Annotated in this window: 11 protein-coding genes; 10 read left to right on the top strand and 1 reads right to left on the bottom strand. The window is 34.4% G+C overall.

Going from position 1 to position 13,203, the window contains the following annotated elements:
- Positions 1 to 51 precede the first annotated feature (51 nt).
- Positions 52 to 2,349, bottom strand: a complete 2,298-nt coding sequence (locus tag I7822_RS25480) for a helix-turn-helix domain-containing protein (protein ID WP_207981877.1) — start codon at positions 2,347 to 2,349, stop codon at positions 52 to 54.
- A gap of 216 nt (positions 2,350 to 2,565) precedes the next feature.
- Between I7822_RS25480 and I7822_RS25475 the strand changes: the two genes are divergently transcribed.
- From I7822_RS25475 to I7822_RS25435, 10 genes are all read left to right on the top strand, one after another.
- Positions 2,566 to 3,162 (top strand): hypothetical protein, encoded by a 597-nt coding sequence (locus I7822_RS25475; protein WP_207981876.1) that lies wholly within the window; start codon positions 2,566 to 2,568, stop codon positions 3,160 to 3,162.
- Between the two features lie 13 nt (positions 3,163 to 3,175).
- Complete coding sequence (locus tag I7822_RS25470) at positions 3,176 to 4,471, top strand: Gfo/Idh/MocA family protein (RefSeq protein WP_207981875.1); 1,296 nt, start codon at positions 3,176 to 3,178, stop codon at positions 4,469 to 4,471.
- Positions 4,472 to 4,501: 30 nt separating this feature from the next.
- On the top strand, positions 4,502 to 5,194 hold the full coding sequence (locus tag I7822_RS25465; protein ID WP_207981874.1) for a YesL family protein: 693 nt from the start codon (positions 4,502 to 4,504) through the stop codon (positions 5,192 to 5,194).
- Between the two features lie 612 nt (positions 5,195 to 5,806).
- Complete coding sequence (locus I7822_RS30350; RefSeq protein ID WP_279382020.1) at positions 5,807 to 5,941, top strand: hypothetical protein; 135 nt, start codon at positions 5,807 to 5,809, stop codon at positions 5,939 to 5,941.
- A 409-nt stretch (positions 5,942 to 6,350) separates the two neighbouring features.
- Positions 6,351 to 8,459 carry a BglG family transcription antiterminator gene (locus tag I7822_RS25460; protein WP_207981873.1) on the top strand — a complete coding sequence of 703 codons (2,109 nt, stop codon included), beginning with the start codon at positions 6,351 to 6,353 and terminating at the stop codon, positions 8,457 to 8,459.
- Between the two features lie 330 nt (positions 8,460 to 8,789).
- Positions 8,790 to 9,098, top strand: a complete 309-nt coding sequence (locus I7822_RS25455; protein ID WP_136355383.1) for a PTS sugar transporter subunit IIB — start codon at positions 8,790 to 8,792, stop codon at positions 9,096 to 9,098.
- Between the two features lie 36 nt (positions 9,099 to 9,134).
- Positions 9,135 to 10,424, top strand: coding sequence for a PTS sugar transporter subunit IIC (locus I7822_RS25450; RefSeq protein WP_207981872.1), 1,290 nt, complete (start codon positions 9,135 to 9,137; stop codon positions 10,422 to 10,424).
- A 31-nt stretch (positions 10,425 to 10,455) separates the two neighbouring features.
- Positions 10,456 to 10,854, top strand: coding sequence for a tetratricopeptide repeat protein (locus I7822_RS25445; protein ID WP_207981871.1), 399 nt, complete (start codon positions 10,456 to 10,458; stop codon positions 10,852 to 10,854).
- A 42-nt stretch (positions 10,855 to 10,896) separates the two neighbouring features.
- Positions 10,897 to 11,763, top strand: a complete 867-nt coding sequence (locus tag I7822_RS25440; protein ID WP_207981870.1) for a class II fructose-bisphosphate aldolase — start codon at positions 10,897 to 10,899, stop codon at positions 11,761 to 11,763.
- A 115-nt stretch (positions 11,764 to 11,878) separates the two neighbouring features.
- Entirely contained in the window at positions 11,879 to 12,484 is a 606-nt protein-coding gene (locus I7822_RS25435) for an AAA family ATPase (protein ID WP_207981869.1), read from the top strand.
- Positions 12,485 to 13,203 lie beyond the last annotated feature (719 nt).

Here is a 13,203-nt window from a genome sequence, read left to right as displayed (position 1 = left end):
GATCTCAAATCGAGAGAGCTCCTATTGTTTCTTTACTGGAAGCTATTTGCGTTATTTTGCTTTCTTTACCTCGCGGTATTTCCCTGGTGTTGTCCCCTCATTTTTACGGAACGAACGAATAAAGTTTTGTGAGTTATTATATTTAAGCTTTTCGGAAATTTCTTTTACAGACATATTTGTTTCCAATAACCATTTTTTAGCCATATTTATACGATACAACGATAAGTAATCACTGAACGAAATATTTGTCTCTTTGCTAAAGATGGTGCTTAAATAATTCGTATTATAGTGAAGCCTTGCTGCAATTGATTCTAATGTGATATCTGAATCAAATTCCTGTTGAACAATATGGATAATCTTATCAGATAGGTTTTTATATTGAGACTCTGTTCGTTCTTCTATTTTATTCATTAAAGGATAAATAATGATGTCCCTAAACCAATATTGGATTTCTGTTAATGTTTTTAATTCATACAAATGATCAAAAAGCGATTTCTTATTATCAAATTCAAAAATTTCGATACCCAATGTTTGCATTAATTCTATTAGATCATTTAGTAGTCGAACAATGGAAATTTGATAATGAGTATGATTTAATTCCTTTTCCACGATTTTTGATAAGAGAGTATGTAGTAGTTTATCAATTTTCGGTTTATCACAGACTTTAATGGCATCAAATAATTCATTTTCAATTTGTTTTGGAAAGAAAGTATGAAACGTTTTACTTCTTTGTAAATTTTCAAAAAAGATAATGGATTCTTTATCGAATTTTATAGTGTATTTCAGTGCTTCACTGCCCTCTTTGTACGCGTGAATTGTAGAAGTTAAATTGGTAAAAGGTAAACTTATTCCAATGCTTACAGGGATATTCAACTCATCTTTAACCTTTGTTTGAATCGTTTGAGCAGTGTTGGTGATAAACTGTGTGTATTCCCAGTCAGAATCATGGTCGCTTAAAAAGATGGTAACCTGGTAATAATTCATGACAATCGGCGTCATTCTTATGTCGCTTGGAAAAAGATCCTCAATCATTGTATTAATTGCAAATAGTAATAAATCCTCTTCCTTACTGTTATAGCCTGTCCCTTCAAACGAATCAATTTGGAGCGTAAATACACAAAGTCTTTTCCAGTGCTGATTAAAGCCAAAGGAAACTAGCTTTGTTTGTAGCTCATCTGTACTTACCTTTCCTTGCAACAGCTTAACCATAAAAAACTGCTTTAATTGTGTCACCTGACCTTGTACCTTCTGTTCTAGTTGAACATTTTGGTCTAACATATGTTGAATTTGATGCTCAATTAAGTCAAATTCATTTCGATGCTCGAGCTCGGGTTTATTATGAAACTTACTTGAAATGAAAGATTGAAGCTGGTGAATTGGTCTATACATTCGGTTTGAACCTATGAAAGAAATAATCAAAGACAGAATAAGCAATAATGTACAAATAAAGAAGGTAAACCAACCGATGGAACTCGATTGTTTGTTCAAGTCTTTTATTTTTATTAACGATAGATAGGTCCAACCATTATAATCTGATTTTCGAAACGTAATTTTGTAATCGGTTTCATTAATATCCATGTTAAATTGTCCTGATTGCTGCTTGATCCCCTGCAAGTTTTGAATCAATTTATGGTTGGAATAGTTTTTTCCGATATTTTTGTTTTTACTATGGCCAACGACCTCGAATTTTTCATTTAATATTACCGTCTCTTCCAGGTCAAGATTTTGTGATGTAATGCTTGAAAATTCACAAATAGGTATGGTTGCCACAGCAACTCCAGTTTTCCGTACATTATTAATAGGTAATTGTTTAACGAGATTCATATGATACATACAGGATTCGTTTGCATCTTGATTAAATAATAGCTCGTTTTTCTTTTCCAAAACCCACATCGATTTCGTTGGTAAAGAGAGGTAATTACGATGAATCTCCTTTGCTTGTTCATTATTAAGTCTACGAAGACCACTGTTGTTTATGATCCAATTTTCATAAAAACTGACTAATAACACATCTTTCAATCCAGTATCATAGGTTTGAAGATGGCTTAATTCTTCTCTTACCTGATTATATATCTGAAATTGATTTGGAGTTAATGGTTGTTTTAAAGTTTCATTAAGTTGCGAAGAAGAAACAAAATTAGTAAATGAATGATCGACGGTTTTCATCACTTGTTCAATATTTGTTTGAACTTGGTAAATACTATGTTGTTTTTCTTTCGCTACATTCGATTGAATAACCTCAGAAGATTTTAAATAAGAAAATAATCCAACAATAATAACAGGAACAGTCGTTAAAATGATGATAAAGGTCATTAATCGAAAATAGTAGTTTGTTGAATTTTTCTTCATAAGAACCCCCTTACATATCTTTTTTGAAAATTTGCATTATAGTAATTTAATTATATCTTAAAACACGACAATATGGGTATAATCATTATCTTATGTCACATTCAGTATCTCAGTTTTTTGATTGAGGGACACCTATAAATATTGGAAACCATTCACTTAACTGTGGATATGATTATAGATGTCATATCAATTTTCAGGTAATTTAGAGTCAAGAACTTGGATAAGGGGGAGAGGATCGTACATTTCAATAAAATGGTATCGTTTACAAACTCTAGACACATTTTGATTCGATATGTATTTTTTATTTCTATTTCTTCACTCATCGTATTGCTTATGACTGGCTGTCAGCAGAAAAGCGATGATTTTCAGCTACTCATTTTTACAAGCTTACTTGAAAAAACAAAAAAACAAATACAAACAATCATTAATGATCGTTCAAAAGGAGATCAAAATATTGCTGTTGAGTTTCATAATCCAATGCCTGAAAAATTGATTGTAGAGTTCGTGGACCACTCAGGAGATCTCATACTTATGGAAAAGGAGTTATTGTCATCCATTTTCGATCCGGTTGGTTTACATGCTTTGGATGAAATCAAAAATACAAATGATAAAAACGATCTTAAAGAATATCAGTTGAAAGATGAAGATGGAAATATTCATCTTTATGCGTTACCTATACCACTAGAGTCACCCTTATTAAAGAAGCTTAATTACAAAGGCTCTGCTGAAATGGTAGGGATTATTCCAAAGTACACAAACTATCAGGATGAAGCTTATAACATTTTATCTGAATTGGTAACTACAAATAATTAAGAGGTGATATAAATTGAGGAAATATGCGATATGTGGATTAAGCAATAGAGCAATGAAAATGTTTATTAAACCTTTATTAAACGAGTTCTCTTCTACCAACGAAATTGTTGCGCTACTAGATTTTGATGATTATAGAGTTACTGCATGTAAGGAAGAGTATCCACAATTAATCAATGTTCCTACATATGGACCAGAGCAATTTCAACAAATGATTAAAGATACAAAACCGGATACATTAATTGTAGCAAGTAGAGATGATACACATATAGATTATATTCTAAATGGACTTGCTCATGACTTGGATGTAATTACAGAAAAACCTATGGTCACAAATGTTGAAGATGTCAAAAAAGTACTAAAAGCAGAGGCAAACAGCAAAGGCAAAGTGACAGTTACATTCAATTATCGTTATAGTCCATTTCACAGAAAAATCAAAGAACTACTACTAGAAGGAAAGATTGGAAGAATTACATCTGTCGATTTAAACTGGTATATCGACACATATCATGGAGCAAGCTATTTCAAACGTTGGAATCGGATGCGGAAGTATTCTGGTGGACTATCAATTCATAAATCAACTCATCATTTTGACTTAGTCAATTGGTGGCTGGATCAAAATCCAGTTGAAGTATTTGCATTTGGTGCTCTAAATTATTATGGACCAGAGGGTGAACACAATCCTGAAATCGGAGATAATCGCTTTTGTGGTACATGTCATGTAAAACATAAATGTGATTATTTTATGAGATGGAGTACGCGAAGCGAGACGGCAAATGTTGAAGATGATCATTATACGATGAAAGATATGAGTGCTAGTAATTATACAGGCTATCGTCCTGATGCTTGTATTTTTGATTCGGAGATTGACATCGAGGACACATATGCTGCAACTGTAAAGTATGACAAAGGAGCGCTGTTAAGCTACTCTATTAATTTTTCTTCACCGTATGAAGGCTATCGCCTAGCCATTAATGGTACAAAAGGAAGAATTGAAACAACGGAATTCCATGCACCAAGTAGAGTGCCATTTCCAGTACCTGAACAAACAATTGACTATTATCCGTTATTTGGATCGAAGGAAATAATTCATGTTGTTCAAACACCAGGAGGACATGGTGGAGGAGACCCGATTCTCTTAGAGGACATTTTCTTAGGTCCTGATCCAAGAAGGTCCTATGAGATAATGGCAGGAACTGTTGCAGGAGCTTATTCTATCGCTATTGGGGAAGCCGTATGGAGATCGGTAAAGGAAAAAGCGCCAATCAACATCAAAAGTATGTTAAAGCATGAAAATAAGGTGAATAGTTAGATTTTCTTCTAATCTAAGGAGGCGGCAAATATGAGATTAGGTGGGCTATCTGGCGGATTTTTCAAAATAAGTGAATGGATCTCAAGGCTTGCATATGTAAACTTCCTTTGGATTGTTTTTACATTGGCAGGGATTGTATTCTTAGGGTTTATGCCCGCAACAGTTTCCCTATTTACAGTCATCCGCAAATGGGTATTAAAACAAACCGATGTTCCTGTATTTTCGACATTTTGGAAAACCTATCGTAAAGAATTTGTGAAATCAAATATACTTGGTGTGATCTTAGTTATTTTCGGCTACATTTTATACGTTGATTTAACATTAATCCCAACCGAAGGAATACTCTACACCATTCTAAGATATAGCGTTTTAGTCATTAGCTTCTTGTTTCTCATCGTCTTACTTTATATTTTTCCTATTTATGCTCATTATGATTGGAAAATAAGCAAATACTTAAAATATGCCTTTATTTTAGGTGCTTCATATCCACACTTTACCTTTGGAATGATCTTCTGCTTGTTTCTGTTATATTTCCTATTAACGATTGTACCTGGGTTTATACCATTTTTCAGTGTTAGTTTATTAGCCTATCTCGTCATGTGGATAGCGAATCAAGTATTTGTAAAAGCAGAGAGCTTAGTAGTAAACAAAGACGCTAAGCTTAAGAATGAAAATAGGGAACTCGTATTAATCGAAACAAGCAATAACACTAAGAATAACTAGTGACTGAACTTGGAACGCTTCTACCGAGTAGCTCATGTAGTAGAGGTATTAGACAGTATTTTAGAATAAATAAACTAACATTGTTAACAAGAAAGAAAACAACCTTCGATGAAACGTTGTTTTCTTTTTTTTCGTCTAGGAAATTATAAAATTCTTGTACTGTGGATAAGCGTTTGGCATCCAGCTCCAGCGCCTAGCCCCTCTTGGGTCTACAGCCACTTAAGAATTGAAGGTAAAGAACACCTTCTATTCTTAAGCTTCTTATTTGCCCGAGGCTGTTCAAGGCGCTTGCGCTTTTGTTCATATCTTGGTTTGCTTATTCGAAGGAGTTTTTCCAGGATCTCATATTTTCAAAAACTGACAGGAATATTTCATTTATGTCGAAATTTGATTTCTATTAATCTTTGTATTTGAAAGCGTTTTCAATTATAATGATAATGGGTTGGATGGCACGCGTGGCTGTCATAGTATTTGGCGTAGGTGGGGCCGATACTAGGAACGAGGTCTAGAAGTTAAAGGAGATTTTCCTTGTTCCATTAGGAAGTTTAGATGTATAAAAGAATGATAGATTGGGAATCATAAGGATAATGAAGTACATACAGGAGGTAAATAATGAGAAAAAGCAAATTAACGTTGACTGATTTTGTTTATAAAGATCGATTTGAATTAAATTCTTACCTTACATATTTGGTTCATCAATTTAATGATACTGTTCCTAATCAGTCAGGAGATAAAATGGTAAAATAATAGATTTCCATATAAAGGAGACTGAAAGGGATGAAAATAGTCATAAGTGTGAAAGTAGACTAAGCGACCTTGTTATTCTAAATTAGAATTAACGGGGTCGCTTATTGTTGTTATTAACCTTTATCAATCTGTTTAGTAAGGTATCATGAAGATAAAGATTTAAATATAATTGCAACCCTACATTCCTTAGGAATTGTAGGGTTTTTGTTATTTTATTGGATTAACAATTGCATTATTTCTGAACGACAGGGATAAGAAACACATATTTTTTCGATGGATATTTGATTTGTAGATTGATTTTTTTTAAAACTGTTAACGCTTACATTTTTGCAAATTGAAGTTGCAATAAGATGTACTAAACTATTTGAATATTAGAAATTATAATCAAATTATGAAAGGAGTTACTATCATGAAAGAACGAACTCAACGAGTACTTACCAGATTTTTGACAGTAAATACCTTTTTGACTTGTGAGGATTTAAGTAAAGAGTTCAATATTAGTGAGCGTACTTTTCGAAACGAATTGGTCCTAATTAATAAATACCTAGCAGAAAATAATTATCCGTCCATTACGACGACAAGAGGCAAAGGGTTGAAATTAGAGCTGTCAGAGATGGATTGCGAAAAGCTCCTGTCTAAAATTGGGGATGACAGAGAATCAGATTATTATAGGCCCAATGAACGTTTTCTTGCCTTACTCTTAGATATTGCCGATACTACAAAAACGACATTGCTTTTTGAAATGGAAGAAAAACTGCAGGTATCGAAAAGTACATTGGATGAGGATATGAGAAAACTACGTCAGTTTTTAAAGGAGTATGGTATTTCTGTAGTGAGTTTAACGAAGCAAGGTATTGTATTAAAAGGTGATGAACGATCAATACGCACTATGTTGTATGACGTGATTAATAGTATGACAGATATTGCTAATCTCTTGGGGTACCGAGATATTGATACAGTGAATACCTTTGCAGATCGATTTGTCCTTGATTATTTGGATGCAAGTGCACTGAGGGTCATTGGAGAACATTATGACGACGTCTTTGAAAAGTCCAGAGTAGAGATTAATCATGTATATCGAAATCAAAGCATTCTATTTTTAGGTTTATGGGTAAGGCGGTTGCAAGAAGGAAATACCCTTAGGGAATTAGCCAAAGTAAGAGCCGAGATAAAAGAAGATCCTGTCAGAAACTTTGTCGATTCCATCTGTATAGAGTTTGGTTTATATCCATCATTAAATGAAATCAAATATACCACCTTTACAATCGAATCGTTTAATCCAAAAGATATGAATAATTCATTCGATTGGGTTACCGCACAATTATTAGCTATTCAATTAATTGAGCATGTAGAAAAGGTAACAAGAATCCCCTTTTCTCAGAGAGAAGAAGATTTGTATGAAGGTTTGTATAAGCATATCACTGGGTTGTTAAGCAGGGCGAAGAATGATTTACAGGTATTTAATCCGTTAAAAGACACTATTAAGGAATCCTATGCAGAGATTTATCAGGCAGTCACTTGCTTTAGTAAGCAAATAGAAGACTATATTAAAAAGCCATTATCAGAAGATGAGATCGGGTTTTTGACCGTTTATTTTTCAACTTCTGCCAGCCAGATAAAGCAGAAAGAACAATATGTTTATCAGGCGGTTGTGCTTTGTAATCATGGGATCTCAACTGGAAAGCTATTGGCTGCGAATTTGAAAGAGCAATTCAATATCGAGATTGTAGCTGTATTGAGTTCGTATGAATTAGCCTTTATTGACAAGTTAGATGTTGATTTAGTTTTTACGACCATTTCAATTGATTATCCAAGAAAACCTGTATTATTGCTTAATCCGATTTTAAGAGAAAGTGATAAGAAGGAAATTAAAGAATTTTTACTCAAAAATAAGAATAAGAGAAGAATCGTGTCCAAGAGGTTAGACGCCACAAAGCTAATGCAGGATATTCTGATGTTAATTGTTGAAAGCGGCGGGAAGGTAACACAGGAAAGCTATCACAAAGTAGAAGACACTTTTAAAGAACATCATTTGAAAATTAATACAAGGGAGATACAGCCGATGTTGCAGGATATTTTGAGGGATTCCAACATTCTACTGAAGCAAGAATGCAAAGACTGGAAAGAGGCGATTACGAAGTCTGCCCAGGTCTTGTTAACAGAAGAGGTCATTGAAGAACGATATATAAATGCCATGATTAAATCTGTGGAAGAGTATGGGCCTTATATAGTAGTAGGGAAGCATTTAGCGTTAGCACACGCAAGGCCGGAAGATGGAGTAAATAAATTAGGTATTAGTGTCATGACGTTAAAGGAACCGGTGAATTTCGGAAATCCTGATAATGATCCGGTGAAAATTGTTTTTTGTTTAGCCGCAGTGGATTCTTATTCACATCTAAATGTGATGAAAAATCTGATTGAGTTAATCAATGATGAAGAGAAATTAGACCAATTAATTACAGCACAAGATGTAAACATGTTTAAGCAGGTGTTATATGGAATTGAAGTAATGGAGTGAGGAATGCTGTGGTTATTAAAATTGATGTAGAAGAATTTTATAAAGGCTCTTTTCTAAAAGATTGTTTTTGAACAAAACTGATTAGGTTGATTGGTACGGAAGGTGCGAGACTCCTGTGGGAGTAGCGGGACAGATGAGACCCCGCAGGCGCTTTCTGCTTTAGGAGGCTCATCGCCCGCCCCACGGAAAGCGAGCATCCTGGAGTGCCAATCAATCAACCCAATACTATTTTCAAAGCAACAAAGTTTGCGAAAACAGCCTTTATAAAACAAATGATTTTCCTAGTAACAAATAAATAGATAACCCAAAAAGTGTATAGGAGTGAGTGAAATGAAAAAAGTAAATATCTTATTTGTATGTGGAGCAGGTCTAGGAAGCAGTTTTGCTTGTCAAATGGCGGCAGAGGATGTATTAAGCAAATTAGGTGTCAATGCCAAGCTAGATCATAGTGATATCTCGTCTGCTGTTTCAGTAAAACCCGATATTATTATTACGGCACAGAATTTCAAATCCCAATTTGAAAAATTTTCAGTTGATCCTAAACAAACGACAATTGTTTATTTGAGAAATATTGTATCTAAGCCAGAGATTGAAGAAAAAATCACCCCAGTATTAAGGGAAAAAGGAGTATTAGCTTAAAAATAAATAGAGATAGCTAGAAATGGGGGTAAAAAAATGGGTGTAGTTAACTTTATTATCGAGAATATTTTGACACAGGCATCAGTCACAATTGCGTTGATTGCTATGTTGGGGTTGATTTTGCAAAAGAAATCAACAGGGCAAGTTATTTCTGGTTCGTTAAAGACGATGTTAGGGTTTATGGTATTGTCAGCTGGTTCTAGCATTATTGTTGGTAGTTTAATATATTTCGGTCATATTTTTACAGAAGGTTTCCATATGCAAGGGATTATTCCTTCGATTGAAGCTATTAACGGTCAAGCAATGAATGAGTTAGGCTTGGGTCGTGATATCGCACTAACCTTCTTAGCTATCTTTGTTTTTAATATCATCATTGCACGGTTCACTAAATGGAAATACATCTTTTTAACTGGTCAGGCAATTCTTTGGATGGCTACTATGACAACAGTATTTGGTTACTTTGCAGGTTTACGTGGTCTTGCCTTGATTTTAGTAGGCGGTTTCATTGGGGGTGTCTTTGCGGTAGCAATGCCTGCTATTGCACAACCTTTTGTTCGTAAAATTACTGGTATGGATGATATTGCTTTAGGCCACTTTTGTACAGTTGGGTATGTGTTTGAAGCAGGTGTAGCGAAACTAGTTGGGGGAAAAGGCGAAAAGAAAAAATCTGTTGAAGATTTGAAATTACCAGCTCAATTTGAATTCTTACAAGATACCTATCTATCTTTGATGGTGGTAATGACTCCACTTTACATTATTACAGCAGCGTTTGCAGGTGAAGAGTTCGCTTCTACATTATCAGGAAATACCCACTATTTAATGTTTGCATTCTTACAATCTATCCAATTCGTAGTTGGGGTGTATGTATTATTAGCTGGGGTTCGCTTATTACTAGGTGAAATTGTTCCGGCATTTAGAGGGATTGCAATGCGATTGGTTCCAAATGCAAAGCCTGCATTAGATTGTCCAGTCCTATTCCCATTTAGCCCCAATGCAGTCATTGTAGGGTTTATCACAACTACTATAGGCTCGATTATTGCAATGTTTGTATTACCTGTCTTTGGGTTGGCAATGATCTTACCAGGTATGCTTACAGCTTTCTTCGCGGGTGGTACTGCCGGTATATTCGGTAACTTAACAGGTGGTATTCGCGGAGCAATTATTGGTGGTATTGTACATGGTTTCTTCATTACATTATTACCAGCACTGTTAGTAACGACTTTCAATTCTATGGGATTTGTCAATGCAACAGCTACAGATGTTGATACAGTAACAGCTGCTTTACTATATGCATGGCTCATTGGTCCACTTTTAAAAGCATTCTAGAATGTGGGAAGAGAAAAGGAGGTTTTAAGTAATGTTTGGATTTGGTAAGAAAAAAACGAAAGAACCGAAAAAAGAAACAACCGAAGAGGTAGTGTTAACAGCAGAACGAAAAGAAGTATTATTACGTACCATCTCCATTAAAAAAGAAGACGTAAATCAAACATCTGGAGAAGAACAAGCAAAAATTTATGAGGAGATTGGCTTAGCATTTAATGAACTTGGCGATGAAGATAATGCTATTGATTCGTTAGAAAAAAGTATTCAGGCCAAAAAGTCATTAGGAAATGGTTACAAAACGTTATTAAAACTTTATAACAAGAAGCGTGCAGAAGCAGCAAAAGTGAATAATGAAGAATTATTACAGATATATCTAAAGAAAATGGATGAAATGATGCAAGTTTCTAAAGAGGTTACGCGTGGTGTTCGATAAGGAAGAAAATAAAAGATTAGTATAAAGGGAGAGTAATTGACCATGTATACAACATTAAAAGAAGTAACACTTAGGGCTGAAGAATTGAATTATACAGTTGGTTCATTTAATGCACATAATTTAGAGATGTTACCGGATATGATCCGTGCTGCAAAAGAGCAAGGAGCACCAATTATTATTCAAACAAGTATAGATACTGCGAAATATATTGGTCATGAAAATATAGTTGCTGTATGTAAAACGATGGCCACAAATGAAATGGTGGATGTGGTATTGCATTTAGACCATGCAAGGGATTTTGATGATATTAAAGAGGCAATCAATAAAGGATATACATCAGTAATGTTTGATGGTTCTCATTTACCATTCAAAGAGAACATTATGAAAACAAGTGCAGTAGTAGAATATGCACACAAATATGGTGTTTCAGTAGAGGGCGAACTAGGAACTATTGGCGGTACGGAAGAAGGGATTCATGTAGATGAGAATGATAAGGTTTTTACGGACCCAAAAGATGCAGAAGAGTTTGTTAAAGCAACAGGGGTAGATGCTTTGGCCATTGCAATTGGTACTAATCATGGTCAATACAAATCCAAAACAGAAGTAAATCTACCACTATTAAAAGAAATCAACGCTGTAGTAAATGTACCTTTAGTTATTCATGGAGGTACAGGTGTTAATGAAATGGATATACATGAATTAATTAATAACGGAATTCGTAAATTTAATGTAGGTACTGAGTTGTTAGTAGCATGGACGAAAACAGCGAAAGAAACATTCGGAGAAACAAAAGTAACTAAATCATTACGACATAATATTATTCCGTGTAACCAGGCAGTCAAAGAAATTGTCAAACATAAAATCGGAATCTTCATGAATAAAGAAGACCGTACCCTTCAAGTAAAATAATTACAAAAAAAGCTCAAAGTCTTTTTCATAAGGATTGGAGAAGATGTGGCTAATAAAGAGAGTACGGGGAATTCCTTGTACTCTCTCTTTATTCGTTAGATTATGAGGTGGTAAGATGGATAAAGTCTTAATCTTATTAGCGGGTTTACCAGGAACAGGAAAAACCTACTTGAGTAATATCATCAATAGTACATTAGGGGCATTTTATAATCTTTCTCAGGATAACTTGAAAGAATATTATTGTGATATGTATGGTTATCGTAATTTAGAAGAAAAGCAGAAGATTGAAAAAATAGCATGGGCGAAGTACTATGAACTAATGGAACAGCAAATGCAAGTAGGTAGCAATATTATGTCTGATTATCCTTTTAGTCAGAAACAAAAACCTCATATTCAGCAATTAATAGAAAGTTATGGTTATGAGGTTGTTACTATTCGATTAATTGCAGATTTAGATGTTTTATTTGAACGACAAAAAAAACGAGATTTAGATCCGACAAGGCATTTGAGTCATATCGTATCTTCCTACAAAAAAGGGGATCAATTAGCTGATAGAAGTAATGCTGATAACTTATTAAACTATGAGGAATTTATAAAAAGATGTACAACAAGAGGATATGACACGTTTGAATTAGGTAAGTTATTTGAAGTGGATGTTTCAGATTATACAAAAGTGAATTATTCTAGGTTGTTGGATGATCTTTTAAAGATGGAGGATTAAAATGGTTGAAAAAATATATACAATAATTAGCGATTCTGGAATTCATGCAAGACCTGGAACCTTTTAAGTTTGGGTTAAGGCTACCAGTGATCAATAACTTTGGCTCTTTTCTAAGAGATTGTTGCTTTTAAAACAAAAACTAATTCAGGTTGATTGGAGCGGAAGTGCGAGACTCCTGCGGGAACAGCGGGACAGGTGAGACCCCACAGGCGTTTACGCCGAGGAGGCTCACCGCCCGCCCCGCGGAAAGCGAGCATCTGGAGCAGAAATCAACCACACCGCTTTACTTGGTTAATAGCAACAAAGTTTGCGAAAACAGCCATAACTTTAAAAGGAAGTAGCTAGGTAAGAAAATGAAGATATATAAGCTGAAAAATGATTTTAAAGGTATAAAAAAGGGAACACAATTCTATTTGATTGCTGAATCTGAATTTATAGGTGTCAAAGATTTTGTTTTACGAACTAAAGACTTGGCAATTAGGATATCGATTAATGAAAGGGAGCTGCATAACAATTTTACTTTATTGAGTGATGGACGTACGGTTTGACCAGTTAATAAGGGTCTTCAACATGTTATTATCCCCTTATAGAAGACAGTAAAAAGAAAGGATTGTACTGTCTTCTATGGAGGGGATTTTTTCATGGGGAAAATTAGAACAACCTATACAAAAGAAATTAAGCTAAAAGCGATTAATTTATACCAAAAGGAAGATATGGGT

This window comes from Metabacillus bambusae, assembly GCF_017497975.1.
In the GTDB taxonomy this organism is placed as follows: Bacteria; Bacillota; Bacilli; order Bacillales; family Bacillaceae; genus Metabacillus; species Metabacillus bambusae.
The sequence above is the reverse complement of the archived record's forward strand: the minus strand, read 5'-3'. Positions and strand labels throughout refer to the sequence as shown.

What these genes read in the sequence shown, in the direction of transcription:
- I7822_RS30350 (WP_279382020.1), top strand. Translation starts at nt 5,807, where the DNA reads ATGAGAAAAAGCAAATTAACGTTGACTGATTTTGTTTATAAAGATCGA.
- I7822_RS25455 (WP_136355383.1), top strand. Translation starts at nt 8,790, where the DNA reads ATGAAAAAAGTAAATATCTTATTTGTATGTGGAGCAGGTCTAGGAAGC.
- I7822_RS25450 (WP_207981872.1), top strand. Translation starts at nt 9,135, where the DNA reads ATGGGTGTAGTTAACTTTATTATCGAGAATATTTTGACACAGGCATCA.
- I7822_RS25460 (WP_207981873.1), top strand. Translation starts at nt 6,351, where the DNA reads ATGAAAGAACGAACTCAACGAGTACTTACCAGATTTTTGACAGTAAAT.
- I7822_RS25435 (WP_207981869.1), top strand. Translation starts at nt 11,879, where the DNA reads ATGGATAAAGTCTTAATCTTATTAGCGGGTTTACCAGGAACAGGAAAA.
- I7822_RS25440 (WP_207981870.1), top strand. Translation starts at nt 10,897, where the DNA reads ATGTATACAACATTAAAAGAAGTAACACTTAGGGCTGAAGAATTGAAT.
- I7822_RS25445 (WP_207981871.1), top strand. Translation starts at nt 10,456, where the DNA reads ATGTTTGGATTTGGTAAGAAAAAAACGAAAGAACCGAAAAAAGAAACA.
- I7822_RS25480 (WP_207981877.1), bottom strand. Translation starts at nt 2,349, where the DNA reads ATGAAGAAAAATTCAACAAACTACTATTTTCGATTAATGACCTTTATC.
- I7822_RS25465 (WP_207981874.1), top strand. Translation starts at nt 4,502, where the DNA reads ATGAGATTAGGTGGGCTATCTGGCGGATTTTTCAAAATAAGTGAATGG.